Source organism: Catalinimonas alkaloidigena (genome assembly GCF_029504655.1).
Taxonomy (GTDB): Bacteria; Bacteroidota; Bacteroidia; order Cytophagales; family Cyclobacteriaceae; genus Catalinimonas; species Catalinimonas alkaloidigena.
Genome location: NZ_JAQFIL010000001.1, coordinates 1,754,543 through 1,779,673, shown reverse-complemented (window position 1 = coordinate 1,779,673; position 25,131 = coordinate 1,754,543). Strand labels below are relative to the sequence as shown.

Here is a 25,131-nt window from a genome sequence, read left to right as displayed (position 1 = left end):
TTCTTCACTTGAAGGATCATCATCACAACTTCACATATTAACCTATTGAGCCATGAAAATTGCCAGTATCTCCACTTATTTACCCCGAGAATGCGGGATTGCAACCTTTAACAATAATGTAGAACGGGCAATTCAGGCTAACTTCCAAAACCAGATACCTTCGGGAAGAGGCTTTGGGATCGCTGTCAACGACTCAGAAGACCTGCAAACCTATGCTTATCCCAGTCACGTAAAATTTGTTATTCGGCAGAACCAGCAAAAGGACTATATCCAGGCGGCTAATTTTATCAATACCAGTGATGTTCATGCTGTGATATTAGAACATGAATTCGGGATTTATGGTGGAGAGAGTGGTGTGTATATATTACCCATGTTACACCGATTGGAAAAACCTTTGTTTTCTATATTACACACCGTACTCAAAGAGCCTTCCCATATACAAAAGCTAATTATACAGGAAATTGCGCAGCGTTCTGCCAAAGTGATTGTGATGAGCCACCGTGGCATGGAATTTCTGACTGATATTTATAACATTACACCTGAGAAAATACAGTACATTGAACATGGGGTTCCTGATCTGGAAAGGCCCATTGTTAACCCGCTGAAAAAAGTTTTACCTTTTCGTAAATACCGTATACTGCTCACTTTTGGGCTGCTAAGCCGCAATAAGGGTCTGGAAACCGTAATCAAGGCGTTGCCTAAGCTCGTAGAGCATCATCCCGATGTGATGTATGTAGTACTAGGAAAGACCCACCCCGGGGTATTGCGGACCTCAGGAGAGGAATATCGTGATCATTTAAAACGCCTTGCTATCCGTCTGAAAGTAGAAAAGCATCTTACCTTCATTAATAAGTTTGTGTCAGAAGCAGAGCTGATGAATTACCTGACAGCAGCTGAAATCTATGTTACGCCCTATCTCAATGAAGCCCAGATCACCAGCGGCACTTTATCTTACGCTGTAGGTGCCGGTTCCGCGATAGTGTCTACACCTTACTGGCATGCGCTTGAGTTGCTGGCTGATCAGCGGGGCGCTCTTTTCCCTTTTAAGGATGTAGACATGCTATCCCGAATCGTTAACGAACTGCTGGAGCAACCTGATAAACTTGAACTATTAAGGCGTAATGCATATGATTATGGTTTGCATTTACGCTGGCCCAAAATAGGGGCTGACTATATCCGTATGATGAATACGGTGATTGAGCAGGAAGCATTTGCTGAAAAAACCCTTCACCAGATCATAGATCCGGAAATCATGCCTGAGTTTAGCCTCAATCATGTATCCAGACTTACCGATGATACCGGTATTGTACAGCATGCCAAATACGGTATTCCCAATTTAAAAGAAGGCTACTGTCTGGATGATAATGCCCGGGCTTTGATTATGGCACTCATGGCCTACCAGCGTAATAAAAGTCAGGAAGCGCTGGATCTGTTACCCATCTACCTCAGTTTTATTCACTATATGCAAGGTGACGATGGTAACTTTCGTAATTTTTTGAGCTTCAAGCGTGAGTACCTGGATGAGGTAGGCTCAGAAGATTCTTTTGGACGTACGGTATGGGCCTTAGGTTATCTTGTCAGTTGCGCACCTAATAACTCTTACCGGGAATTCGCCGGAGAACTCTTTCACCGTTCGGTTCCTCATTTCAGTCAGTTGCATCATTTGCGGGGAGTGGCTAATACCATCATTGGCATTAGTTATTATCTGAAAGCACATCCCGAAGATGAAGTGCTGGTCCGTGAGCTGATTGACCTGACCACCCCTCTGATGCAGGCTTATCAAAAGCATCGGGGCAAAGATTGGCATTGGTTTGAAGAAAAACTCACTTACGATAACGCCATTTTACCCCTGGCCCTACTTCATGCCTACGAGATTACAGGTGATGAAAATGTGAAAAAAGTAGCTATGGAGTCGTTGGCCTTTCTGGATAAGCTGAGCCTGAAAAATGGTTTTCTTAGTCCGGTAGGCAACCATGGATGGTTCAATCGTGGGGGAAGTGTCCCGGTTTTTGATCAGCAGGCCATTGAAACCATGGCGATGGTGCTCATGTACCTTCAGGCTTACCAAAGCACGCATCTTCCCATTTATATTGAAAAAATGTTTGTCAGTTATCAATGGTTTCTGGGAGAAAATATACTCAGGGTTCCTTTATACGACCACGAAACCAAAGGTTGCTGTGATGGTTTGCAGGAAACAGCTCTCAACCGGAATCAGGGAGCAGAAAGTACCCTTGCCTACCTGATTTCTCATCTGGCTGTACTGAAAGCTTTGGAATTTGAGTATGAATACAATCCTGCCAGCCAGGATCTGGAACCCGCTTAGTGACATGAAACTGAGCATGAAAATAGTTTCTCACACTCTGAGATGATTATTTTGCGAGGTTCCATCCCGCTGCGTCTACTGTGGATTGGGCACCACTGACTGATAAAACCAAAATTATAAATAGATGAAAGTAGCGATATTATCTCCTGTGGCATGGCGTACACCACCCCGTCATTACGGGCCCTGGGAGCAGGTAGCTTCCAATGTAGCTGAAGGGCTGGTAAATGCTGACATGGATGTGACTCTTTTTGCTACTGCTGACAGCATTACCTCAGGAAAACTGGAATCGGTGATTGACAAAGGTTATGAAGAAGATCGCACCCAGGATGCTAAAGTGGCAGAATGCCTGCACATCAGTAACCTGATGGAAAAAGCCAAGCAGTTTGATATTATTCACAACCATTTTGACTTTTTACCGCTATCCTACTCCGGGCTCATTGCTACGCCTATGCTAACCACCATTCATGGATTTTCCTCACCCAGGATAATCCCTGTTTACCAAAAATACAATGCGAGCAATCATTATGTATCAATTAGTAATGCAGACCGTTATTCTGGTATTCACTATATAGGTACTGTCTATAATGGACTTAGGGTAGATGATTTTGAGTTTACAGAATCTCCGGAAGATTACCTGTTGTTTTTCGGGCGTATTCACCCTGACAAAGGTACTGCTGAAGCCATTGAGATTGCCAGGCAGAGCAAAAAAGCACTGCTCATTGCGGGTATCATCCAGGATCAAGCTTATTTTGATGAGAAAGTAAAGCCTTTTTTAGGAGATCAGATTACATTTTTAGGGGCTGCCGGACCTGAGAAGAGAAACGAACTTCTGGGCAAGGCTTCTGCCCTGTTACACCCCATCTGTTTTAACGAGCCTTTTGGTCTGAGCGTAGCCGAAGCCATGCTTTGTGGTACACCCGTCATCGCTTTTAACAAAGGAGCTATGCCTGAACTGATCCGTCATGAAAAGACAGGTTTCCTGGTTGAAAATGTAAGTGAAGCAGTTGAGGCAGTACATCAACTCAGTGACATTAGCCGTTTCAACTGCCGGGTATGGGCAGTATCTCAGTTTTCACAGAAAAGAATGGTGGATGATTATATGGCGCTGTACCAGCAAATTTTATGGTGATGCAGCTTTATTATACAGTTTATCCACCAAAGCATTGAGATCTACCGTAGCAAAGGAAGAGCAGTAATCAGACAGTCCATAGGGAATGATCAGCTGTCCATTGTGGACAATAGAACCGCATGAATACAGCACGTTCGGAACATAGCCTTCCCTTTCATCTTTATTAGGAATCAATAAGGGTTCATCCAAATGGCCTATTTCTATGGTGGGATCGTCTAATTGTAATAGACTTGCTCCTATACAGTATCTGCGCATCGGCCCTACCCCATGTGTCATCAGCAACCAGCCATACTCAGTTTCAATGGGTGAGCCGCAATTACCAACCTGAATAAATTCCCAGGGGTATTTAGGAGCCTGTATCTGTATAGGATTTTTCCATAAGTTGATGTTATCCGAATACATGATATAGTTATTCCAACCATCATTACGGGAAGCCATAACAAATTTTCCGTTGATCTTTCTGGGAAAGAGGGCAAAGTTTTTATTCTGTGTCCCCGCACCATACAATGGCATTATCTTGAAGTTGTAAAAATCGTGTGTCTTTAAAAGTTTAGGCACTATGATTTCCCCATCATAAGCCGTATAAGTGGCAAAGTATACTATACTTCCATCATCTTCGGTAAATCTCACAAAACGTGCATCTTCAATGCCTTTTCGCTCAAATTCTGATATAGGAAAGATTACCCGGTCAGAGATGTCGGTATCCATGGAAAAGGTAATTTCATAATAAGCGTCAGCTAGCCACAATACTTTTTCGTATTCCAGCTTTATTTGCTCGTTTGTGTTCGCACTTACCTTATCGTTGATTAGTGATTTAAGCCTATTATAGTCAAAGTGTTCTTCCAGATGATTTCCTACTTCTTTTAATATTCTTTTGTCTATCTGGCCACTAAACTCATTATCAAAAAACAATTTCTTTTGATAGGCAGCACTGTGGATAATATCCGCTTCATCCACATAGTTACCTACAGCGTTCACCACAATGTTATTTTCTTGATCAAGTAAAGCTCTACGAAAGGCAATAGAAGAGATATGACCTTCTCCTACTGCTCTAAAACTCATAATAACGCGTTTCTGCCCCTCTTCTAATTCGGTCTGGTCGGGATCTTCTACTATGGAAGGATTAAAAAATGCCGCTGACTCTATAGAATACTCATGGGTAAAAAAAGTACCGATTAATAATCTCCTGTTGAGCTCAATATCATCATACTCTATTTCCATAGATTTTAAAAGATACTTTAAACGACTGGCATGGCGGATCAATACTTTGGTGATGTTCCTATGTCTTTTAGAAAATTCCTGAAGAATGGGAGAGGTGATTTCAAATACCTCCTGCTCACTGAGTTCCATCACTTTTTGTATAAGTTGCCTGGCACGTACATCCCCATTAAAAAAGAAACGTGCAATCACACGCTTTGGATCAGGGTAAACTTTTAAGTCTTTTCGTTCAATGGTGAGTCTCATAAGGGGAAGAAGAATTCAGAAAATAGTGTAAGTATGATATATGATAGAAGGTACACTTTTTTATGCTATGAGTTGTACAACTATTTCCTGAAGTCAGATAAAAATGATTTAATCTTTAAGCTATATATAAAAGGAAAGAGCTATTAACTCATTAAGTAATCAACTTCATCCGGAGGGATTAAGAACCAAGAATTCAGATGCGTCTTCCCTGAATGAGCCTGAATATGATGGCAATTACAGCAATCACTAAGAGAATATGTATAAAACTACCCACACTGTAACCAATAAACCCTATTAACCAGGCTATTACCAGGATGACTGCGATGAGATAAAGTAAGTTTCCCATAATTTTGATATTGATATGAATTGAAAAATTGAAGATGTCTTAAAAAGAAATGCTTGAAAACTGGTCAGTTGTAAGCTAAAGGAAAATGAGACCTGCCTTTGTAAAGCACATCTCATAAATCTACTTACGTACAGCTATTAAGTGTATTTAGACACTTTTTGACTAAGGTTAATAATAGAATCTATAGCCCAGGGTGGTCTGTATCCAGGTGTTTCTGTATCGGGGCGTGGTACTTGAACCATCTCCCCTATTATTTGAGATATCCCATCCTACTCTTGCCCCTACTACTATATGTTCCAGGTTAACATCCACTCCCGCCAGAAACGCCAGGGTATTCTTACGAATGTCATCATTGATAAACGCTTCCTCCTGTTCAATACTAGAGCTTGCATTGACAAAATCATATTTCTGATTCAACAGGTAAGAGTACTGGGGGCCGGCCAATAGCGTTAGAAACCCCACGGGTTTTACGGCAAACAATAGTGGGATATCCAGGTAAGAGGTAGTTCGCTTAAGTGAGTATGAAGTGCCAAAAAGGTCGCCATCTGCCTTAAACCCTTTTTGGGAAAATAAGATTTCCGGCTGAAAACCTATCATTTTACCCAAAGGAACTGCTAAAAATGCTCCTGCCACAAAACCAATTTTACCCTTTGCATCAAATGCTTCCCCTTTGGTGTCATAGACATTAGAGTAATTCGTGCCTGCTTTAAGGCCAAACAAAATCCTTTCTTGTTTTATGGTTCTGTCTTCCTGTTCCTGGGCATTGCTTTGGTAAGCCAGGAAAGTCATGACTACGAACATGAATATTATCTTTTTCATTTTTGTAAAGCGTAGACTGTGAATTTTTGCACTTTCATGAATTTTGGCTTACTGTAATTTAACAAGGCTTGAGTCATTTAGGGCTTTACCTAATTCATCCATATCCTTATTCATTTCAGTTTTGAAAGTGTCCCATTTTTCTTTTCCTTCTTCTGTATAGCTGTTCATTTTCTTTTTCAGGTCTCTGTTTTGCTGTTCAAGAGCAGCTACTTTTTTTTCATAATCAGCTTTATTTTCCTGCTTTTTGTTTTCCATTTTAGCTTTATAAGCTTTTATCTCCTGGTCATAAGCTGCAAGTTTCATGGCTGACTCTTTTCTGTAACTTTTCATGTCCGCCATATGGGCTTCATTGGACTTGATGGTATCATTCATCATCATCTGGCTACTCTCTGTACTGGTGGCAGGTCCATCACAGCCAATGAAGATTGAAGCTGTCATTAAAGTGGATGTTGCCAGTATAAATATTGATTTTTTCATTTTTCTGTTTTGAATGGGTTGTAATTGCATAGACTTGGGAGTTGTAGGATATACCTCTTGAACAAGTTTATGCACTTTTCTTTTTGTCCTGTCAGGTACAGTCCATAAATTATCTGATATTTCATCCCTACCGCCCTCCTTTATCCATACATTGTTTAGGGATAGTAGATCAATTTTTTTCTTGATCCTCTTTTTAACTGTCTGCCACTTCTCTTGAAATCTTTTAGTGTTTTTCATGATTGTCTGTGTGAATTAAATTTTCACACCTCAAATGTGCTCATCTTAATACTCATAAGTGTTACATATCTATATCAATTAGTTACATCATTCACATATAGGATGGGAAGGGCTGGCAATCTCAAAAGTTTATTCCTTTTGGATTTTAGGACAAAGTGGGATTCATGTAAATCATTTTAATAAAAATGTAAACTACCATCGTGTAGATATTGATACATTACCCAAATAACGGCAAGGCTTAATTCATACAACAAATAAGCACTACGCGACTGTAGAAACATATGAAAAAGGTATCAACACAGCAGAGACTCATGGCTGAGATTCTGACGATCACCGCAAAGATCCAAAAAGAATTTCCTGAGCATTATGAGCAATTGAGCGAAACTCCTTTGTTTCTTAGGGATCAAAGGAAAGGTATACATGCAGGGGGTTTTGAAGAGTATCTTGAGTCACTCAGATCTCAATTCAAAACCTTTAATAGGTTTAAGGTAAATGCATCCTAACGAATAAGCATAGTTGGAAATCATTTAAGAAAAACGTAACCGGCAGGCATTCCCTTTTCTGCCCAAAACGAATCATGATATAAGCTATTGATTTAGTTGACCTATCGCAGTTTGTCAGGGAATAAGGTCTGAAAATGTGAGATAAATGTAAGTATTTTTATGAAGTATGTAATGTAGTACCAAACGGATTAAATTACTTTAAATAATCCATTAAGATGAATTGTTATCATGTGAATTAAATTCATAACCATCTTGAAAAATTTACTTTATGTCATTTCAGGCTTACTGATCGTAATATGAAGTATTATTTTTTTGGAGGTTCAACTTTATCAGTTTTGTGTTCGTACTGTTGGGCATCACAATACTCATTATCCTAATAAGACTCATTTTCGGTATTCAGTTATCAGATAAGTAAAAAGCAATTAAGAACGACAAAATGTCAAAACAATTAATTTTCGGAAAAGAAGCAAGAGATGCTCTGAAAGCAGGGATAGATGCCCTGGCTGATACAGTAAGAGTAACCTTAGGTCCTAAGGGGCGAAATGTGATACTTGGCAATCATTTTGGCGCTCCCACCATCACCAAAGATGGCGTGACGGTAGCTAAAGTAATAGAGCTAAAGAACCCCTCCAGGAACATGGGTGCTCAAATGGTCAAAGAAGTGGCTTCAAAAACTGCTGAGCTGGCGGGTGATGGCACGACCACCGCCACGATATTGGCTCAGGCCATATTTACCGTTGGTCTTAAAAATGTAACAGCCGGTGCAAATCCCATGGACCTGAAAAGAGGCATAGACAAAGCAGTAGCTGAAGTGATCATGAATCTGAAAAAACAGTCCCAACAGGTTGGAGACGATTTTCAGTTAATTCATCAGATAGCGACCATCTCTGCCAATGGAGATGCTACTATTGGCAAACTCATTACAGAAGCAGTACAGAAAGTAGGAAAAGAGGGAGTGATCACCGTAGAAGAAGCTAAAGGAATGAACACCACTGTCAAAATAGTGGAAGGGATGCAACTGGATAGAGGATACCTGTCTCCCTATTTTGTGACCAATGCTGAGAAAATGGAAGGTGAGCTGGAAAACCCTTATATCTTACTCTATGACAAAAAAATTTCCAGTATTAAAGACTTGCTTCCCGTCCTTGAAAAGGTATCACAGTCTGGAAATCCACTTCTCATCATTGCCGAAGATATAGAAGGAGATGCCCTGTCTACCTTAGTAATTAATAAACTCAGAGGTTTACTGAAGGTATCAGCGATCAAAGCTCCTGGTTTTGGTGACCGTAGAAAAGAAATGCTGGAAGACGTTGCCATACTTGTAGGTGGAACCGTCATCTCGGGAGATACCGGTTTAAAACTGGAAAGTACTGAGCTTGATAGCTTGGGAAAGGTTGAAAAAGTAATTGTTGACAAAGATACCACTACATTGATCAATGGCCGGGGCACAAAAGATAAAATTGCTGCAAGAGTTGGTCAGTTGAAAGCACAGATGGAAAACACATCTTCTGATTACGACAATGAGAAGCTTCAAGAGAGAGTGGCAAAATTATCCGGCGGAGTGGCAGTATTATATATTGGCGCTGCTACTGAAGTAGAAATGAAAGAAAAGAAAGACCGGGTAGATGATGCACTGAGTGCCACAAAAGCAGCTGTTGAAGAAGGGATAGTTCCAGGTGGTGGTGTGGCCTATATCAGATCCATTGCCGTTCTTGAAAACTTGAAAGGAGAAAACGAAGATCAAAACACCGGGATAAACATTGTCAAAAAAGTACTGGAAGAGCCCTTAAGACAAATCGTTCGTAATGCAGGGCTTAGTGGCTCAGTAATTATTGAAAAGGTCAAATCAGGTCAGGGTGATTATGGGTTTAATGCACAGAATGAAAAGTATGAAAATTTATATGCATCAGGGGTTATTGATCCCACAAAGGTAACCAGAATTGCACTAGAGAATGCGGCCTCCATTGCGGGATTGATGCTCATCACAGAATGTATAATTTTTGAAAAGTATCAGAATGACGGAGAAATTGATGCGCCTGCTTTTGATGGAAGATATTAATGGCTATAACCAGCAATCCTGATAGAGATACTAAGGCTGTGTTACTTTCTTCAAAGAGAAGCTAAACTCTTGCAGGCAGCTTTCGCTTCAGAAACTATATTTACATTTACCGTAGGGGGGATTCTTCCGCTATTAGTGATGCCCCTTTTTTCCATTACTGATATGGATTATTTCCTCTACAGTTTTGCCATCATCTTTCTTATGCTGTTGGAGAGCCTTTGCTGCTAACTTCGGAGGCCCGTATCATTAAGACTGTTGTAAAAATCACCCTGGAGTACTGTGGCCAAGGGTTTAGTCACAATTGTGGATAATGTTTGGAGTCAATCAAAGCTGAAAAGAGAATTTTTAAACATACTCTAATCATGACTTTTGCATTCCAGTAATGAATGCAGAAATGAACACCATTCAATTGATTAAAGTGTTTTTTTATGAAAACCAGGCAATATCTATCGGCCTAATAATGTTGCAATTTGCTTAAAAGCAAATCTAAATCTGATCGGGTCATTTTAATTCGGACGGCAAGTTTGACAAGCATACTCTCTTTTTTACCTTCCTTAAAAGCAAAGTCTTTTTCTTTAAGATGAGGATATCTCCATTTGAGCATCACTTTTAGTTCTCTCCAGCTTCTGTTCATGTTCAGTCTTTAAAAATTATTTACAAACTTCTCCCACTCCTATGCTGAGTGCTTTTATGCCTTGAGTTTAGGCACTTTAGAAGTCAGTTCTCTTTCAAAAAGAGCCAGTTCCTTTCGTTCAGGATCATCTAGAAACATGCAGTAATAGATCCTATCCACATATCGTCTGATCACAAGCCTCTCCAAAGGGGCATTTATGGCACAAACTGCCTGCCCTTCTTTATATAGATTGTCAGTAATACTTTTTTTCATCCTTCTGGTATTTTAGGAAATGAAGCTATGTTACCTTCTTTCGTTTTGTTATTGACCATTAAATGACACTCAGATGGAGAGAATTTAGCTTAGCCCCACTTCATCGTAGCCACTTTTAATGATGGTGGATATCATTTTAAACCTCACATTAGCTTTAATGGTATTAGGCGAGTGTGCCGGAATGATGATAGACTGCCCTGTCTCCAAAATGTTAGACTTACCATCAATGACAACTTCTGCCTTTCCATCAATCACCTGGATGAAAGTATCAAAAGGAGATATTTTATCGGTCAATGCCTCACCGGAGTCAAATGAAACGGCTGTAACGTTACCGGTTGTCTTTTTTATGATTGTTTTTATTACCACTGAATTAGGAATGTATTCTATGATTTCAACAATGATAAAGACTTTTGCTTTTTCCTGTTCTGGATGTTCCAATGGTTCTGTAGTAAAAGAGTCTCATTATTTTAAAAGGGCAGCTGTAGAAAGCTTATCCTTTACTTTGCCATGAATTATATGCGTACTATCTTTTAAATACTACGTTCTCCAATCAAAGCCAAATTACCTATGTTATGCTATCTTTATTGACACTGATAGTTACATTTTCCCGCATTCTATAAAGCCTAATCTTTTGGTGACTTATATGTGCGTGTTCTTCAGATTCATTTTGGTCATTATCTTGAATCAATAAATCTCTCTTGCTTATTTTCAAAGGCTTTTTCCAACTCTTGGGCACTTTAAATAATTCACTTATTTTGCTATGTATAATTTCCATAATTTCCAGGTTTACACGATGAGGTAGTACTTTGGTTAACTGTAAAAGTGCTTTTATTTTTGCTATGGAACATTACATATCATTTGAAGATTGTTATATATATCACAGGTCTTCCAGGTTACGCTTCCGCTTTTGCTTTAGTTTCTTATAATAAGAAGGGGTAAGGCCAGTAATTTTCTTAAACTGGTTAGACAAATGCGCAACACTACTGTAATGCAGCTGAAAAGATATTTCCGTAAGATTAAGTTCTTCATATAACAGCAGTTCTTTTACCCTCTCAATTTTATGCATGATGATAAACTGTTGAATCGTAATGCCCTTTACCTCCGAAAAAGTATTGGCAAGATAGGTATAGTCATAATCTAGTTTTTCACTGATATAATCTGAATAATTCACTTTGGGCAATGCTTCTGAATAATGGATCATCTCAATGATCACATTTTTGATCTTTTCTATCAGGATACTTTTTTTATCATCCAGCAACTCTAAACCTGACTTAAGTAGATTTTTTTTCAATTGCTCACGCTGTTCGTTGCTAATATCCTCCAGAATCTCAACCATGCCCAGATCTACGATTATAAAATGAAGCCCTAGTTTGTTCAATTCCTCCTTCACTATCATCTTGCATCGCAGGCTGACCATATATTTGATATAGAGTTTCATCATTCTATGTTTTACTAACAACAGAATTACCGCAAGATTAAATCATGTATACTGATTTAAAATAAGAAAAGTGAGATCAAGTTGTAGGGATTTATCTTTTCCAGAAACTAATGTGAAAATTGTCTGGGCATAGCAGCTCTCCTACTCTATATTTATTGCTATGCTTTCTGCTATAAGAATATGGTGAAATAATCGCTTGCATGTTAAGGAGCTTGAATTAGCTATAGGGTTATAGGAAAGTGTATAAAAAACTGATTATCAATTTGCTGAACGATCGTCCGCAACAGTGAAATCTTGAAAAAAGTTGAGATCCAAGGTTTGAGTACTAACAAGAAACTCTTCCCATCCATTATTCTTTACTCACTACAATTTTGTATGGTTTGTTTTTATTAATATACTAGATTCCTCATATCACATAATTAACTGTCTAGAGGCATCCAAGCCTACAATCATTTGCAGTATTCACCTCTTCAGCGCGGCTTTGGAGAAAATATATTCCGGTATATCCTGGTCAAATTTGACTTCAACTAGGGTAAATTCAGTCCCCTCCCCTTCTTTGAGCATGTCTTTGTACACCACAGTCTTAGGGTACCAGCGACCGTCTATTTGCGCTACATCTTGCATGGTGGTTTTCTTGAGCAACTGACCGCTTTTGGCATACAGTTCTTCTTTGAGAGGAACGAAGCGTTCCTGGTCTACCCATATCTTGCGGTTTTGATAAGCGGCATCGTCTACTTTCGCTTCTAATTCCATCACCCAGGTTTTTCTTCCGTCAACGTCCTCCTCGCCAGTTACTTGGGCAGTATAGATTTCCTGTAGCTTGCGGTCTTCCATCATATCTTCGTATGACAAGTCAGAACCCATTACTGACTGGCGGAGCATGTGCCCGGAAATCAAAATAGTACGGTCGGAACTGGGGGAATAGATCCAGAGCTGATCTTCCAGCTTGAGCATTTTGGTGCCTTCTTCCCTGGCCGGAGAGAGGTATTCAGTCAAGGCTTTTTCATCACCCTGTGTCCAGCCTTTGGAAGTAATGACGCGGTCACTTCTGCGGCCATGCACTGTCATTTTGGATTCGTACACCTGGTTTTTGGAGATCATGTTCTGATCTACTTTTTCCAGAATTTGATTCGCATCAGGATACTCTCCCTGAAACCAAAACATGCTTGCGATAATTACTGATATGATATATTTCATTTCTATAAGTTTTTAGGGTTGAATTTTGTATGAACTGATCTCATTAAACATTCAACATTTCTTTGTTAAACTTCAAGTTCTTTAAAAAGCTGAGCGGTATCTCTTTTGTATACGCCAATGCCTGACAGCGCCTGGCCTAAGACCATAGAAAACAAGCCGGGAATGAAACCTATATATAAAGTAGAAGCTGTAATGCGGGCACGGTAGGTAGTAGGCATCATCATGGAGACAGATTCCATCATTTCGCTAAAGTCCAGGCCATTTTCCTGTAAGTAGAACGCTACGCCCAGGCCCACTGCTGTTCCTACCACAGAACCAATGATTCCGATCAGGACTGATTCGTAAATGAGGGTACGGTAGATATGGCCTTTGGGCTCACCTAAAGCCAGCCTTACGCCAAACTCTGAGTAACGTCTCAAGCCTCCCAGCAAGCCGGTGTTCCACAACACAATAGACATGGCGAATATAAATATACCTACCAGTATCGCGGTCATGTTATCGGTATAATCTATCATGCTGGCCAACTGGTTTTGCTCCTTGAGGCGCAGCATGACCGGAGCGAATTCGTCTTTTGAGCCTTCATATTTTTGGTTAAAACTTTGTGCTACCTGCTGTGCCCTTTCGTCATCATACTGTCCATCATTGAAGTAACCCAGCAGTTCGCCGGTAGCATCCTCCATGTTCAAAGCTTCGCGGGCATCCTGTATATCTATGATGATCCCACCCCGGTCCAGGGCGGTACTGCCAAAAGCAAGTGTGCCAGCAACCGTAAAATTCTTAAAAGTCATACTGCCGTACATGGTGGTACCGAAGAAAGTGATTTCGTCACCTAGTTGTATATCCAGTTTGGTGGCCAGTTCATCACTGATCAATATTTCGCCGGACTTACTGGGCACCTTTCCACTGCGGAGGGACTCTTTTATGTTGAGCCTTGTTTGCTCACCACTATTTTTGTTAAACAGTTCAACTGCCAGTCCACTGACCGGGCCCTGGGCACGGGTTTCACCAGTATCATCAGGCACATCCATCAGGCCGCCAAAGCGGATACGCTGTACCCATTGCATATTGGGGTACTTAGCTTTCAAAGCATCTTCAACAGAATCTACTCCGATCAAAGCCAGGTCATTGGGCAACTGATCTGAATTTTCAGCATAGGCCCGGGTCATCACCTTGACGTGACCGGTGGTAAAGCGGGCATTGGTATCTACCATATCCCCCATCACCCCAGTGACAAAAGCCGACATGACAATGGTCAAAAACACCCCGATGCTTACGATAATGATGGGAAGACGGCTTCGGCTGGCATCGCGCCATACGCCTTTGAATAAGAACTTGATCATTGTAATTTTCCTTTAAGTGCGAGCGTTGGGTTCATTTTAGCGATCTTACGTGAAGGCAGGAAGCTTACGATGGTGGCGGAAATAACGACCAAGGCAATTGTTCCCAGAATCAGTGCAAAGCTATAGGCCGGATAAATGCGCTCCGCAATAGACAAACCATAGCTGTCGGTAGCCTCAGGCATGGCAAAGCCGGTATTGGACAAGTATAATAACAATGGAATACCATACAATGAACCTACTATAGTAGCCAATAAACTATTGACACCTCCTTCTATGGTGAACAAAGCCATCACCTGCAAGCGCGTCATGCCCAGGGCGATATAGGTACCGATTTCTTTCTGTCTGCGGAAGATAGAAAGTACCTGTGTGTCAAAGATGGCAAGCAGTGCGATGCTGAGCAACAAACCATACATAATCGCTCCGCTGGCTTTCTTGGACTGGATAATGGCATCAATATTTTCCAGCAGATCATCCTGGCTTTTGAATGTCCAGCCATTCAGCGAAGCCTGTTCATACCCTTCTTCGGCTACCAATAACGTGGCCTGATCTTCCAGTCCGGTCATCTCCTGCAAGGCCTGTAAAGAAAGTCATACCTGACCGTTATCAATGTTGGGCACATTAGAATCAAAGATTTGGGCAATGAGAATCTCGCGGGCATCGTAAGTACCATTCTTGTCTCGCCAGCGGATGAGTACCTGATCGCCTTGCTTGAGCTTGGCTGCATTGGCCATACGTTTACCAATCAAAGCAGGAAGCGCATTGGAGGAAGTGTCTAAGGCAGCGGTGGGCAATTCCAGCAATGATTGATCAGTGGGGATGCCTTTGATTTGAATGGATAGCATCCTGCCTTGCGGATAGATGGAACCTTGGGTGATCAGTACCGGAACAAGATTTTCCGTATCAGCTTTCTCAGGCAGCTTTCCGTGGGCGTCTTGTAAAGTAAAAGGATCATAAGGGTCATAATCCTGATGCCAGACTTGTCCCTGGCCATATTCCCATTGGATGCTGTCCCTCCGTGCCTGTTCGTTCCAGCCGTCAATAAGCCCATTGTAGAAGATGATGATCACATAGGCAAAGGATAGCACGGCTACATTGAGCCAGGTACGCATCCCTGCTCCCAGTAAATTTTTTAAAGCTAATCTGAACGTAAGCATAAGTTCTATGCGTTTGCGTGTTCTACTAATTCATCCTTCACCACTTTCCCATCTGCCAATGAGATAATCCGGTCCAGGTACTGCATCACCTTTTCGTCGTGGGTAGAGAAGATGAAAGTTGTTTCCAGCTCCTCATTCAGCTTTTTCATCAGTTGCAAAATGTTGTGGGCATTCTTGGCATCCAGGTTGGCCGAAGGCTCATCCGCCAGCAAAATCGCCGGTCGCTTGACCATCGCCCGGGCAATGGCTACCCGCTGACTCTCACCTCCCGACAGATTAGCGGGTTTGGAATCCACTTTATCGGTCAAACCTACCCATTCCAGTGCTTCCATCACTGCTTTCTTGCGTTCTGAGGCGACCATCTTTTGAAGAAGCAGGGAAAATTCTACGTTCTCATATACCGTATATACCGGCAGCAGATGATACTCCTGAAAGATAAAGCCGATGTTATGATTACGAAGCTGGGCCGACTCTTTGTGGCTCAAGCTTGAAATAGATTTGCCTAAAACAATAGCCTCTCCTTCGGTGGGACTATCCAGCGAGCCGATGATGTTGAGCAAAGTAGTTTTGCCCGAGCCACTGGGGCCTACCAAACCGGCGAACTCCCCTTTGCCAAACTGTAAATTGATGTCTTTCAAGGCAGTAAACTCACCTTTCCCGACAGGAAAGCGTTTAGTGAGATTTTCTATCGTAATGATGTGCTCTTGCATGATGGATTAATGATTATAAACTAACATAATTTGTATACCCCTGCCTGCCAGTGGGTTGACCAGCTCATTTTGCTGGATAGACGCACCGCTCACCGGGTTAGAAAAAGCCATCAGATAGACAGAAAACTTATTGTAATCCCGCTGCCAGTTGATAGTGCTATAAAGATTACTACCGGTCCAGTCATAATAAAATACCGCACTTATATTGTCAAAAAGTCCACTGGGGTAAGAGGCTGAAATCCCGCTAAGCATGCTGGTATTGTCAAAAGCAAAAGCATCTTTGTCCAGAGAGATCATGAGCTGCTCGGCCACCACATTCAAGCCATTGCCTATACCAAAGGTGTAATCCGTTCCGACATTCAGCAGGGTTTGGTTGGTGTAAATCCCCACGTCTTTACTTTTATGCGTCCAGGAACCTTCAAACCAGAAGCCCACAACGATGTCCCATTTTCCATCCAGCCCAATCCGGTCTTCAGGTATCTGGGCGTAGGCTAAATTTTCCACCCCCAGACTGCGCGAATCAGCGGTGCGGTGATGATAAGAGAGCGCAACTTCCCCTTTAGAAACAGGATACTGGATACGGCCGCCAAACTCAGGGTGTTGCTCGTAGGTTTCTACCCTTTCCCAGCCTTTAACATTTTCATTGCCATACAGTACCCACAGCCAGATGTTGGCATTGTTGAGAAAATAATACCTTCCCAAAGCGCCCCAAACGCCATTGGTCAACTGCAATGGGTCACGGGGGTCTATCTGGTCAAACCACATCAGCGGACGAAGCACGGAAGCCGAACCAAAGCTGATTTTTTGCAGTCCCAAACGAAGTTCCAGTTGGTTAGTAGAATAGCGTGCCCAGGCCCGGTAGGGTGATAAATCAGCATCAGTGTTGGCAGTATCAAAAGGATGGAAATTGAGCGAAGCTACCATGTTGGGCGAAGCCTTAAAGTCTATCAGCCCTTCATTTTCCAGCGGTATGCTGTAGTTAAATTCCGGGATGTAACGCAGCCCCATCCCTATCTCCAGGTCATTGCCACTGCTATAGTTCATCCAGCTTTGTGCCTGCCCGTTAAACTCAAATTTATTCTGGGCATTTGCTGTAAAAGCAAAGAAGAGCGCTATCGCAAATAATATAATGGCCGGTCTTTTCATGATTTTTTTTCATCGGCAGATGAAATCCCATAGAAGAAAAAGTTGGTTAGTTCCATGATCAAATCCTGGGGGCTGTCGTACATTGCCAGCAGTTTCTCATCCGTAGCCATATCATTGATTTGGTTGATCATATGCATGATAAACTCCGGTTTGACGTCCTTTCTTAATGCCCCTTCTTTTTGTCCCTGGGCAAAAAACTGTAAAGTAGCCTCCATGCCTTGCTTTCTTTTTTCGGCCATAAAATCAATCAGCTCGGTCACTTCATTTTTGTAGATATCCATGATCAGTTCCTGACTAATCGCTTCGGTGCCTTCCAGTTTGAGTAGTACCATCTGCCTGATCTTTTCAGCGAAAGGGGTGTCTTGCCCCATGATCTTTCGGTATTTCTCTAATGAACTTTCCACCACTTCATCCAGCACCGCTTTGGCCAGTTCAATTTTGTTATCAAACATCCGGTAAAAGGTCATTTTGCTCACGCCTGCTTCCTGGCAAATTTCTTCCACCGTTACCCGGCGGATACCGTGCTTCCAGAATAAGGTTTTGGCAGTGTCTTTAATCTGTAGTGCCTTGGGTGAATCTATCTGCTCGATCATATACTTATTTTTGAATACAATACTATATACGTTTAAAGTTACGAATTTGTTTTATTTTAACAAAAATCGTATACATATTAATATTACGTTTTATACCTGAGATATTGGGCTTTGCCTGAAATAATTAGAGAATATTACGGTTGATTTTACAGGGGAATGAAAAAGGGCTATTCGCTGTCAATTAATTATGACAAAAACAAACAGCTTACTGAACAGCCCTATACAATTTAACGCAATAACTGGCTTAAGCCAAAAGGAATTCATGGATTTATTATACCATTTTGCGCCAATAGTTGAAGAACATTATCGTCATCACGATATGAAAGGGCAACGTCGCAAGATGGTACGCTATCAGGAACGAAGTGACAGTAGTTTGACCGGTCCGGTCAATAAGTTACTTTTTATTCTTAGCTACATGAAAGAAAATCCCAACCAAGCATACCATGGAGTGATGTTCTCTATGAGTCAGGGAAAAGTTAGTTTATGGGTAAATCAGCTATCTTTTTTACTTGAAGAAGCTTTAAAGAAAATGGGTAAAATGCCCCATCGTGAAGTGAATAAGTTCTATAATTTCCTCTATGCCTACGTTGAATTGGTTATGTTTATGGATGTAGTGGAACGCAGGATAGGCCGTTCACCAGATTACCAAGTTCAGAAAGATCACTATAGCGGAAAAAAAGGGTGCCATACTTTGAAAAATCTGTTGATTGCCAACCTTGAAGGAGAGCTTATTTACTTAGGAGAAACTTTTGAAGGTAGCGTACATGATAAATCCATGTATGATCAGGCAGAACTTAAGTTTCCTGACCATCGGATCGCCGAGCGATGGCATAGTCTATGGGTGGACTTGGGTTTCCTGGGCCTTAAGGCAGAAGGCGTAGAAGTTTACATGCCTGAGAAGAAGCCCAAAGGAAAAGAACTTTCCAACTTCCAAAAAGAGCTGAATACACTCATTGCAAGTATTAGGGTTAAGGTGGAGCATGCTATTGCTGGAGTAAAAAGACTAAAAATTATTAGGAATCAGGTCAGAATACACGGATGGCAGAAAAGGGATAGGATGATGTATATCGCCTGTGGATTGCACAACCTCAGATGTCAGCGCTGGGCTACATAAAAAACTAACCGTAATAAACTCTATTGATATTCAATAAGTTTCGGGGAGAATTACCAGTTCGGTATACTGTCTTATAATGTTATAAAGACATATTGTGCTTCTCCTACCGACAAATAATCAAATTCAAAAAATTTCAATGCCAGTATGGTGCGATTAAGAGAAGTGGTAGGCAATGAAGCGCATGGCATCGCTTACTGATTTCAATTCCAGTATGGTGCGATTAAGAGAAAAAATTCCTCACCAAACTCAGCGCCTCTATTACTATTTCAATTCCAGTATGGTGCGATTAAGAGTTGTCTCGCTGATGCATTTAACACAACTCCTCAGTTTATTTCAATTCCAGTATGGTGCGATTAAGAGCAGGTAATATAACAGATGAGGTGTCGGTGAACGGCATTTCAATTCCAGTATGGTGCGATTAAGAGCATCGTCCAGCTCATGAGGGCCATGCACATCAGGTGATTTCAATTCCAGTATGGTGCGATTAAGAGGCACATGAAAATGATCTTACCGAAACGCTTGAGGTATTTCAATTCCAGTATGGTGCGATTAAGAGCTGATCTGAATTTCAATAAAAGCAACATTACCTCCATTTCAATTCCAGTATGGTGCGATTAAGAGTTGTCTCGCTGATGCATTTAACACAACTCCTCAGTTTATTTCAATTCCAGTATGGTGCGATTAAGAGTAGCCGATGATGAGAAGGTAAGAGACAGCGTTCGTTATTTCAATTCCAGTATGGTGCGATTAAGAGAGGAGTCAATAGGAAGATAAGCGCAATTGTAAATCCATTTCAATTCCAGTATGGTGCGATTAAGAGTCTGCCAGAGCATCAATGTTAACCTTAAAACCTCTATTTCAATTCCAGTATGGTGCGATTAAGAGGGCTTCAGGATTCAGGTGATGTGGATTGGAATTTCGATTTCAATTCCAGTATGGTGCGATTAAGAGGTACGCTACTTTGCCGATAGAGGGCGGTCTACCTGGATTTCAATTCCAGTATGGTGCGATTAAGAGTTCAAAAATCAGCTCATACGAATCCGCAAAAATAATATTTCAATTCCAGTATGGTGCGATTAAGAGTGGAAGGTTTTCTGCCATCTTGTGTCTTCATCTTGATTTCAATTCCAGTATGGTGCGATTAAGAGTGGAAGGTTTTCTGCCATCTTGTGTCTTCATCTTGATTTCAATTCCAGTATGGTGCGATTAAGAGGACGTAAGAAAGCCTAATTCGTCGCTTAGCTCGCTTATTTCAATTCCAGTATGGTGCGATTAAGAGTTAGCAACTGCGTGTTGGAGAGCTATATACAAGCATATTTCAATTCCAGTATGGTGCGATTAAGAGTTTCTACATCCATGTACACATCAAGGGGAACGGCAAATTTCAATTCCAGTATGGTGCGATTAAGAGTGCCGGGCCTAGCAACTCTTCAATAGCCCTACCAAATTTCAATTCCAGTATGGTGCGATTAAGAGTTGAGGCTCCCGTTGCTACTATTACCAGTCTTATTAAATTTCAATTCCAGTATGGTGCGATTAAGAGAAGGATTGAACGGTGGTAGTGCTTATCAGTTCAGAAAATTTCAATTCCAGTATGGTGCGATTAAGAGCGTTTCGGCCTTTTACTTGCTCCTTTCCTTTTAATTGCATTTCAATTCCAGTATGGTGCGATTAAGAGTATAAACATTACACGAGTAAGAAAAAAACTTTTATGATTTCAATTCCAGTATGGTGCGATTAAGAGTTTCTTTTCGTCCACGTTCATATTAGCGGCCAACTGTATTTCAATTCCAGTATGGTGCGATTAAGAGTATCTATTAGAGTTTTACAAAAATTAGGAAAAGACTGATTTCAATTCCAGTATGGTGCGATTAAGAGAGGAAATTTGATGACTTTGATGACTATTGATGTACGATTTCAATTCCAGTATGGTGCGATTAAGAGATGCCGGCATTGATATAACAAATGATTACCAGGATATTTCAATTCCAGTATGGTGCGATTAAGAGTTTAAATCAATAAGGGGGGAAAGAACATTTATTTCATTTCAATTCCAGTATGGTGCGATTAAGAGAAGGCCGGTCATAAGAAAGAAAAAAAGAAGTTCAATTTCAATTCCAGTATGGTGCGATTAAGAGGCGTCAATTATGTCAGACACCATTTTATAAAACCAATTTCAATTCCAGTATGGTGCGATTAAGAGCCGTGGCTCTGGGTATAATAATAGACCAAATCTGCCTGTATTCCAATTTTAGAAGCTCTATCTAACCCTTAAGCTGTCGTCTACCCTCGATACTACGATTTTACCCGGGATCCGACGACCATATTAAACAGCTCATTTTGAAATACTTAGCTTTTGGCCTATACTATTTTTGCTACTAGTCATCCGAATTAACCCTAATACGACGACAGTTTCAGAGTATCTGACCGGTAGAACTCTTTTCTTCTCCTATTACTTCTTTGTCCAGCCAACGCTCGTTCCTGCTACTGAAAATAATCAGGCTGTCTTCTTTTTCCATGAGATCTTTAGCTTCTGCTTTGAGTTGCTTAAGCTGTACCTCAGTCAGTTCACCTTCTAACACAGAATTCTGAATCCAGCTCAGGTACCTGCGGCACAGCTTTAGCATTTTACCTACTCTTTTTTGTCCTACGTCATAGACTAAAATGATGTACATAGCTTTAAGGTTTATTCCAATATGTCAAAGTACTTCTTGTCATGAATATCTTTACCACCAGGCTTTGAAAGGTTCATAGCCCTGCATATCCATGACATGTTTTGCCACTTTATGGCATTCCAGTTTAATCAGATGCTTATAACTTACACTTTTTTTAAGGGCTCGGTGTTTAATCGTTTCTTTCAAACGCTCCTCCCAGGCTTCTATCAATTTCTTTTTACCCGCTTCTTTCAGCACTACCCTGTTCAGTTTATCATCAAAATCTCTGGACTGCAACACTTTTTTGTTGAGCAGTTTAAAGATAGTTCTGTCTACCAACAATGGTTTGAATATCTCTGCCAGATCCAGGGCCAATGAAAATCGTCTGGTACCCGGCTCATGCAGAAAGCTGACCGTTGGATTAAGCTGGGTATGGTAGATCTGATCCAGGCAGGCAGTATAACAGAGCATATTCCCAAAGGAAATCAAGGCGTTTACTTCATTCTGTGGAGGCTGCTTGCTGCGTCCTCCCATGTTAAAATCGTTGAGAATTTTATCAAAAGCAGTATAATAAACCTGCCGTATGTTTCCTTCTATGCCCATCAGCATAGGGATATCATCGGTTATAGGGATACTCTGTTGTAGCAGTGTAATTCCTTCAATCTGTTGTTCCAAGTCTTTACCCCTGCTTTGATAGTACTTCAGGTTGCGCAGCATGTTAAAAGCGGCTCCATCCACCAGCTTTTTAGCGATGCGCTGCCTCTTGTGGGGATCAGCATAATGCAGTGTCTGGCAAACCTGCATCTTACCTGCCTGTAGGTATTCTTTGGGGTAAAAAGACCCGGTATAGTGTTCGTAATAGTCAAAAAAATGGACGCTGACCTGTTGCTTGCCCAGGAAATTATACAATGCACTGTTGGTATCCAGACTACCAAATACAAATAGCTGTCCAACTGTTTCTACCGGCAAGTAACGAGCCTGTCCTTCTTTTCCGTTTTCATCTACGGGTACAAACTTCAGGGTATTGTCTTTGCGGCTGAGCCTGCCGGGATTAAAGAGGTAAAAGGTCTTTTCCAACGATTAGAGTTCTGGATTTGAAGTTGGGGAATACAGCAATATTTGTTTAATGCTAAAGAAGTCTTCTATGTTTTCGCTCATTTCTCTGCCAGGCTACAGGATTTTTGATGCTTTTTCCATCTCCCCCCTTGTCAATTATGCTGATAAGATCGTCCTGCTCCTTTTCAACAGATTCATATTTGAGGTTCATCCTATGCAGCAAATCTATCAAAAGCCTTTTATCCTCTTCATTATGTACTTCTATGGTAATCTTAGTCATCTCTGTTTTCTTTGGTTGTACAATATACAAACGAAATACACAGCTTGCTTATTCATGCTTCGCTTTCTGCTACATAGCAGAAGTCATAATAGCTACATCTTTTGCAGATTCGGCTATTGATCACCGGTGGGCACTGCGCCTGAGCAATGATACTTTCTATGTCAGCCATCCATTTTCGGATGTTTGCTCTTACCTGATCATCCAATACGACCTGCTGGGTTTGGCGTAGCTTAGGATATTCTATCACTCCCTGAGGGTTTTCAATACCCGCTTCTTCCAGCAGGTAGAGGTAATACTGTACCTGAGCGATATGCGCTTCTTCTACCTTGTCCGACTTTTTTACCTCATGTACGGTCTTATTTTTGGCATCATAGTAGTCAATCTTGGCTCCGGGCAACTCTAGCTCTGTATACTTGGCTGCTCTCTGAGGATAGCTGGTCTCGTGGATCAGCCTACCCTCTGTCACCATATCAGAACTATGCTCCATGCGGATGCCATGATGAAACAGCCAGAGTTTACACTGGCATACATGAAAGTAGTTGATATGGGTGGGGGGTTAGAAGCATGAATTTATTACTCAAGAATAAGCCGTTTGATAGCTAGATGAAAGGATTGTGCCTTAGGCATCAGATAATCCACATCTTCCTGTGTGTAATGCACTATTTCTCCATAGTCACTTTCCTGCCGGTCCTGAAAGATGTTGGCATAATACTGTAGCAATTCACGATCTACCAATCCTGTTTTACCAAAATAGAGGTGAAACTGATTTCTAGTACCGGCATGTGTTTTATGCTTGATATCATTTTTTCTTAGCAATGCATCCACAATATAGTAGCATGAATAATATAGTCTATTGATGGCAGTATTCCAGTGCTTGTTTTCGGCCATAATTTGGGCTTCATCTAGAGCTTCTTCTGAGCGACTGATTCTGTACCGAATATATTCTTCTTTATCTACACCCATTGACCTTCATTTGTAATCTCTTCATACAAAGGCATGCCGGTAGATCTTTTCCATTCATTAGGAGTCATGACAATTTGGGAGATAATGACCTCATCCTGAAGTTCCATGTCTAGCAATACGCTTCTGAGCCTTCTTTTTTCTTCTTTTTGAGCAAGTTTATCGCTGATAATCAAAAAATCCCAATCCGATTCCTCATGGCTATCGCCTCTGGCCTGAGAGCCAAACAGCACTACTTCAGCCTCTGAATCCAGGGCCAGAACTGCTTCTTTTACCTGTTGGGGAATATTGTTGTGTATCTTCATTTTTCAAATGAGTTTAGGATACCGAAATACTAAGCATTGGGTTGAAATCTCTTTTCAGCATCTGCGGCAAAAGCCAGGCATGCCAGCACATCATCTTTGGTGAGCATTGGAAAATGCTCCAGAATTTCCTCAATACTATCTCCGGCAGCCAGGTAACTGAGCACATCATACACTGTAATGCGTAAACTTTTAACACGGTGCGGTTCCCCGCCGGGACCATTGCCATGGCGGCCTCTAATACAAGGCTGGCCACTTCGCTGATCGGGATTAATGGTGATATATTTTCTGTAATCTGTCATTGGATCATATTTGCTACAATATAAGCATAAACGTATGAAAGGTCACGGAAGATCATTTTACAAATAAGCCAGCATACGTGCATTGGTTTCGTCCAGGTCAAAAGCATGCACATCCCAATCTTCATCTTCTTCCATGCCCAGCCAGTCCCGCATATCTTCATGCTCAGTATTTTCCGGACGGTTCGCCGTGCGATCATTGACTGCCTCTACCAGAGCATAGTAGCCCCAGATACCACCGCAGTCTTCCGGAGGACAGGCACCCTTACCTGCCAGGCAACGGGCCTGCATGATCTTCTCATCAATAATCTTCTCCAGCGTAATCAAATGCTCCCAACTGTCCCCAAAATCATATTGGTATTGCAGCTTTTGTTTCTCCTGCACAAACAGGCTACTGATTTTGATCTTTTCAGCATCCTCATCCATGGCCTCACCAAAACCATCATCGTAAGGAATGCCAATTTTGATGTTGCCACCGTAGCCATCGTGAAAGCGGAAGAGGTGGGCATTCTCCCAACTAAAAGCTCCCTGTATGGCCATGTGCAGTTCCGCGAAAGTATAATGTTCCGGCACCAGCAACTTACGCCATACCGGCGGCTTGCTCGTCCCTTCCAGCTTGATCTTGAATTGATAGGCCATCGTGTT

General features: G+C 41.4%; 27 protein-coding genes and 1 CRISPR repeat array. Of the genes, 5 read left to right on the top strand and 22 right to left on the bottom strand.

Features of this window, described 5'->3' with window-relative positions; genetic code table 11:
- The first annotated feature begins 52 nt into the window (after window positions 1-52).
- Together OKW21_RS07605 and OKW21_RS07600 are read left to right on the top strand one after the other, a co-directional pair.
- The gene (locus OKW21_RS07605) at window positions 53-2,323 is read left to right on the top strand and encodes a glycosyltransferase family 4 protein (RefSeq protein ID WP_277478819.1); all 2,271 of its coding nucleotides are present in this window, start codon (window positions 53-55) and stop codon (window positions 2,321-2,323) included.
- 124 nt (window positions 2,324-2,447) lie between these two features.
- Window positions 2,448-3,452, top strand: a complete 1,005-nt coding sequence (locus tag OKW21_RS07600) for a glycosyltransferase family 4 protein (protein ID WP_277478818.1) — start codon at window positions 2,448-2,450, stop codon at window positions 3,450-3,452.
- Here the strand turns inward: OKW21_RS07600 and OKW21_RS07595 are convergent.
- The 4 genes from OKW21_RS07595 to OKW21_RS07580 form a co-directional block, all read right to left on the bottom strand.
- Window positions 3,444-4,916: a glycoside hydrolase family 130 protein gene (locus OKW21_RS07595; RefSeq protein WP_277478817.1), complete on the bottom strand. Its 1,473-nt coding sequence runs from the start codon at window positions 4,914-4,916 to the stop codon at window positions 3,444-3,446. The two genes, OKW21_RS07600 and OKW21_RS07595, sit on opposite strands and share 9 nt — an antisense overlap.
- A gap of 193 nt (window positions 4,917-5,109) precedes the next feature.
- Window positions 5,110-5,262: a lmo0937 family membrane protein gene (locus OKW21_RS07590; RefSeq protein WP_277478816.1), complete on the bottom strand. Its 153-nt coding sequence runs from the start codon at window positions 5,260-5,262 to the stop codon at window positions 5,110-5,112.
- 168 nt (window positions 5,263-5,430) lie between these two features.
- Window positions 5,431-6,081, bottom strand: coding sequence for a porin family protein (locus tag OKW21_RS07585; protein WP_277478815.1), 651 nt, complete (start codon window positions 6,079-6,081; stop codon window positions 5,431-5,433).
- Between the two features lie 48 nt (window positions 6,082-6,129).
- Window positions 6,130-6,795, bottom strand: coding sequence for a sll1863 family stress response protein (locus OKW21_RS07580; RefSeq protein ID WP_277478814.1), 666 nt, complete (start codon window positions 6,793-6,795; stop codon window positions 6,130-6,132).
- A gap of 281 nt (window positions 6,796-7,076) precedes the next feature.
- On the opposite strand from OKW21_RS07580, the gene OKW21_RS07575 reads away from it, so the two are divergent.
- Both OKW21_RS07575 and groL read left to right on the top strand, forming a co-directional pair.
- Window positions 7,077-7,298, top strand: coding sequence for a hypothetical protein (locus OKW21_RS07575; protein WP_277478813.1), 222 nt, complete (start codon window positions 7,077-7,079; stop codon window positions 7,296-7,298).
- A gap of 436 nt (window positions 7,299-7,734) precedes the next feature.
- Complete coding sequence (groL, locus tag OKW21_RS07570; RefSeq protein ID WP_277478812.1) at window positions 7,735-9,357, top strand: chaperonin GroEL; 1,623 nt, start codon at window positions 7,735-7,737, stop codon at window positions 9,355-9,357.
- A gap of 688 nt (window positions 9,358-10,045) precedes the next feature.
- Here the strand turns inward: groL and OKW21_RS07565 are convergent.
- From OKW21_RS07565 to OKW21_RS07520, 10 genes are all read right to left on the bottom strand, one after another.
- Window positions 10,046-10,243 (bottom strand): hypothetical protein, encoded by a 198-nt coding sequence (locus OKW21_RS07565; protein WP_277478811.1) that lies wholly within the window; start codon window positions 10,241-10,243, stop codon window positions 10,046-10,048.
- A gap of 84 nt (window positions 10,244-10,327) precedes the next feature.
- On the bottom strand, window positions 10,328-10,681 hold the full coding sequence (locus OKW21_RS07560) for a cupin domain-containing protein (protein WP_277478810.1): 354 nt from the start codon (window positions 10,679-10,681) through the stop codon (window positions 10,328-10,330).
- Window positions 10,682-11,120: 439 nt separating this feature from the next.
- Window positions 11,121-11,681, bottom strand: coding sequence for a helix-turn-helix domain-containing protein (locus OKW21_RS07555; RefSeq protein WP_277487631.1), 561 nt, complete (start codon window positions 11,679-11,681; stop codon window positions 11,121-11,123).
- Between the two features lie 462 nt (window positions 11,682-12,143).
- Complete coding sequence (locus OKW21_RS07550; protein ID WP_277478809.1) at window positions 12,144-12,878, bottom strand: outer membrane lipoprotein-sorting protein; 735 nt, start codon at window positions 12,876-12,878, stop codon at window positions 12,144-12,146.
- Between the two features lie 65 nt (window positions 12,879-12,943).
- Window positions 12,944-14,218: an ABC transporter permease gene (locus tag OKW21_RS07545; protein WP_277478808.1), complete on the bottom strand. Its 1,275-nt coding sequence runs from the start codon at window positions 14,216-14,218 to the stop codon at window positions 12,944-12,946.
- Window positions 14,215-14,781: an ABC transporter permease gene (locus tag OKW21_RS07540; RefSeq protein ID WP_277478807.1), complete on the bottom strand. Its 567-nt coding sequence runs from the start codon at window positions 14,779-14,781 to the stop codon at window positions 14,215-14,217. The genes OKW21_RS07545 and OKW21_RS07540 overlap by 4 nt, the downstream gene beginning before the upstream one ends.
- A 24-nt stretch (window positions 14,782-14,805) precedes the next feature.
- A complete protein-coding gene (locus tag OKW21_RS07535) occupies window positions 14,806-15,372 on the bottom strand; it encodes an ABC transporter permease family protein (RefSeq protein ID WP_277478806.1) in 567 nt (188 codons plus the stop codon).
- Window positions 15,373-15,377: 5 nt separating this feature from the next.
- The gene (locus OKW21_RS07530; RefSeq protein ID WP_277478805.1) at window positions 15,378-16,082 is read right to left on the bottom strand and encodes an ABC transporter ATP-binding protein; all 705 of its coding nucleotides are present in this window, start codon (window positions 16,080-16,082) and stop codon (window positions 15,378-15,380) included.
- 6 nt (window positions 16,083-16,088) lie between these two features.
- A complete protein-coding gene (locus OKW21_RS07525) occupies window positions 16,089-17,228 on the bottom strand; it encodes a hypothetical protein (RefSeq protein WP_277478804.1) in 1,140 nt (379 codons plus the stop codon).
- Window positions 17,225-17,821 carry a TetR/AcrR family transcriptional regulator gene (locus OKW21_RS07520; protein ID WP_277478803.1) on the bottom strand — a complete coding sequence of 199 codons (597 nt, stop codon included), beginning with the start codon at window positions 17,819-17,821 and terminating at the stop codon, window positions 17,225-17,227. Before OKW21_RS07520 ends, OKW21_RS07525 begins: the two co-directional genes overlap by 4 nt.
- A 262-nt stretch (window positions 17,822-18,083) precedes the next feature.
- Here OKW21_RS07520 and OKW21_RS07515 point away from each other — a divergent pair, with 262 nt between their 5' ends.
- On the top strand, window positions 18,084-18,935 hold the full coding sequence (locus tag OKW21_RS07515; protein WP_277478775.1) for an HARBI1 family protein: 852 nt from the start codon (window positions 18,084-18,086) through the stop codon (window positions 18,933-18,935).
- A 130-nt stretch (window positions 18,936-19,065) separates the two neighbouring features.
- Window positions 19,066-21,138: direct repeats of the CRISPR family, unit length 30 nt; unit sequence ATTTCAATTCCAGTATGGTGCGATTAAGAG.
- Between the two features lie 211 nt (window positions 21,139-21,349).
- Here the strand turns inward: OKW21_RS07515 and cas2 are convergent.
- From cas2 to OKW21_RS07475, 8 genes are read right to left on the bottom strand one after another with little or no spacing between them, the layout of a single operon-like run.
- Window positions 21,350-21,610 (bottom strand): CRISPR-associated endonuclease Cas2, encoded by a 261-nt coding sequence (gene cas2 / locus OKW21_RS07510; protein ID WP_277478802.1) that lies wholly within the window; start codon window positions 21,608-21,610, stop codon window positions 21,350-21,352.
- A gap of 51 nt (window positions 21,611-21,661) precedes the next feature.
- Complete coding sequence (gene cas1b / locus OKW21_RS07505) at window positions 21,662-22,666, bottom strand: type I-B CRISPR-associated endonuclease Cas1b (protein WP_277478801.1); 1,005 nt, start codon at window positions 22,664-22,666, stop codon at window positions 21,662-21,664.
- 52 nt (window positions 22,667-22,718) lie between these two features.
- Entirely contained in the window at window positions 22,719-22,925 is a 207-nt protein-coding gene (locus tag OKW21_RS07500; RefSeq protein WP_277478800.1) for a hypothetical protein, read from the bottom strand.
- A gap of 52 nt (window positions 22,926-22,977) precedes the next feature.
- Window positions 22,978-23,469 carry a CRISPR-associated protein Cas4 gene (gene cas4, locus OKW21_RS07495; RefSeq protein ID WP_277487629.1) on the bottom strand — a complete coding sequence of 164 codons (492 nt, stop codon included), beginning with the start codon at window positions 23,467-23,469 and terminating at the stop codon, window positions 22,978-22,980.
- A 29-nt stretch (window positions 23,470-23,498) separates the two neighbouring features.
- A complete protein-coding gene (locus tag OKW21_RS07490; protein WP_277478799.1) occupies window positions 23,499-23,888 on the bottom strand; it encodes a HEPN domain-containing protein in 390 nt (129 codons plus the stop codon).
- Window positions 23,879-24,190: a nucleotidyltransferase domain-containing protein gene (locus OKW21_RS07485; protein ID WP_277478798.1), complete on the bottom strand. Its 312-nt coding sequence runs from the start codon at window positions 24,188-24,190 to the stop codon at window positions 23,879-23,881. The genes OKW21_RS07490 and OKW21_RS07485 overlap by 10 nt, the downstream gene beginning before the upstream one ends.
- Before the next feature lie 29 nt (window positions 24,191-24,219).
- Complete coding sequence (locus OKW21_RS07480; RefSeq protein WP_277478797.1) at window positions 24,220-24,489, bottom strand: DUF433 domain-containing protein; 270 nt, start codon at window positions 24,487-24,489, stop codon at window positions 24,220-24,222.
- Between the two features lie 57 nt (window positions 24,490-24,546).
- A complete protein-coding gene (locus tag OKW21_RS07475; RefSeq protein WP_277478796.1) occupies window positions 24,547-25,125 on the bottom strand; it encodes a plasmid pRiA4b ORF-3 family protein in 579 nt (192 codons plus the stop codon).
- Between the last annotated feature and the right edge of the window lie 6 nt (window positions 25,126-25,131).

What these genes read in the sequence shown, in the direction of transcription:
- OKW21_RS07605 (WP_277478819.1), top strand. Translation starts at nt 53, where the DNA reads ATGAAAATTGCCAGTATCTCCACTTATTTACCCCGAGAATGCGGGATT.
- OKW21_RS07600 (WP_277478818.1), top strand. Translation starts at nt 2,448, where the DNA reads ATGAAAGTAGCGATATTATCTCCTGTGGCATGGCGTACACCACCCCGT.
- OKW21_RS07595 (WP_277478817.1), bottom strand. Translation starts at nt 4,916, where the DNA reads ATGAGACTCACCATTGAACGAAAAGACTTAAAAGTTTACCCTGATCCA.
- OKW21_RS07590 (WP_277478816.1), bottom strand. Translation starts at nt 5,262, where the DNA reads ATGGGAAACTTACTTTATCTCATCGCAGTCATCCTGGTAATAGCCTGG.
- OKW21_RS07585 (WP_277478815.1), bottom strand. Translation starts at nt 6,081, where the DNA reads ATGAAAAAGATAATATTCATGTTCGTAGTCATGACTTTCCTGGCTTAC.
- OKW21_RS07580 (WP_277478814.1), bottom strand. Translation starts at nt 6,795, where the DNA reads ATGAAAAACACTAAAAGATTTCAAGAGAAGTGGCAGACAGTTAAAAAG.
- OKW21_RS07575 (WP_277478813.1), top strand. Translation starts at nt 7,077, where the DNA reads ATGAAAAAGGTATCAACACAGCAGAGACTCATGGCTGAGATTCTGACG.
- groL (WP_277478812.1), top strand. Translation starts at nt 7,735, where the DNA reads ATGTCAAAACAATTAATTTTCGGAAAAGAAGCAAGAGATGCTCTGAAA.
- OKW21_RS07565 (WP_277478811.1), bottom strand. Translation starts at nt 10,243, where the DNA reads ATGAAAAAAAGTATTACTGACAATCTATATAAAGAAGGGCAGGCAGTT.
- OKW21_RS07555 (WP_277487631.1), bottom strand. Translation starts at nt 11,681, where the DNA reads ATGAAACTCTATATCAAATATATGGTCAGCCTGCGATGCAAGATGATA.
- OKW21_RS07550 (WP_277478809.1), bottom strand. Translation starts at nt 12,878, where the DNA reads ATGAAATATATCATATCAGTAATTATCGCAAGCATGTTTTGGTTTCAG.
- OKW21_RS07545 (WP_277478808.1), bottom strand. Translation starts at nt 14,218, where the DNA reads ATGATCAAGTTCTTATTCAAAGGCGTATGGCGCGATGCCAGCCGAAGC.
- OKW21_RS07540 (WP_277478807.1), bottom strand. Translation starts at nt 14,781, where the DNA reads ATGACCGGACTGGAAGATCAGGCCACGTTATTGGTAGCCGAAGAAGGG.
- OKW21_RS07535 (WP_277478806.1), bottom strand. Translation starts at nt 15,372, where the DNA reads ATGCTTACGTTCAGATTAGCTTTAAAAAATTTACTGGGAGCAGGGATG.
- OKW21_RS07530 (WP_277478805.1), bottom strand. Translation starts at nt 16,082, where the DNA reads ATGCAAGAGCACATCATTACGATAGAAAATCTCACTAAACGCTTTCCT.
- OKW21_RS07525 (WP_277478804.1), bottom strand. Translation starts at nt 17,228, where the DNA reads ATGAAAAGACCGGCCATTATATTATTTGCGATAGCGCTCTTCTTTGCT.
- OKW21_RS07520 (WP_277478803.1), bottom strand. Translation starts at nt 17,821, where the DNA reads ATGATCGAGCAGATAGATTCACCCAAGGCACTACAGATTAAAGACACT.
- OKW21_RS07515 (WP_277478775.1), top strand. Translation starts at nt 18,084, where the DNA reads ATGGATTTATTATACCATTTTGCGCCAATAGTTGAAGAACATTATCGT.
- cas2 (WP_277478802.1), bottom strand. Translation starts at nt 21,610, where the DNA reads ATGTACATCATTTTAGTCTATGACGTAGGACAAAAAAGAGTAGGTAAA.
- OKW21_RS07500 (WP_277478800.1), bottom strand. Translation starts at nt 22,925, where the DNA reads ATGACTAAGATTACCATAGAAGTACATAATGAAGAGGATAAAAGGCTT.
- OKW21_RS07490 (WP_277478799.1), bottom strand. Translation starts at nt 23,888, where the DNA reads ATGGGTGTAGATAAAGAAGAATATATTCGGTACAGAATCAGTCGCTCA.
- OKW21_RS07485 (WP_277478798.1), bottom strand. Translation starts at nt 24,190, where the DNA reads ATGAAGATACACAACAATATTCCCCAACAGGTAAAAGAAGCAGTTCTG.
- OKW21_RS07480 (WP_277478797.1), bottom strand. Translation starts at nt 24,489, where the DNA reads ATGACAGATTACAGAAAATATATCACCATTAATCCCGATCAGCGAAGT.
- OKW21_RS07475 (WP_277478796.1), bottom strand. Translation starts at nt 25,125, where the DNA reads ATGGCCTATCAATTCAAGATCAAGCTGGAAGGGACGAGCAAGCCGCCG.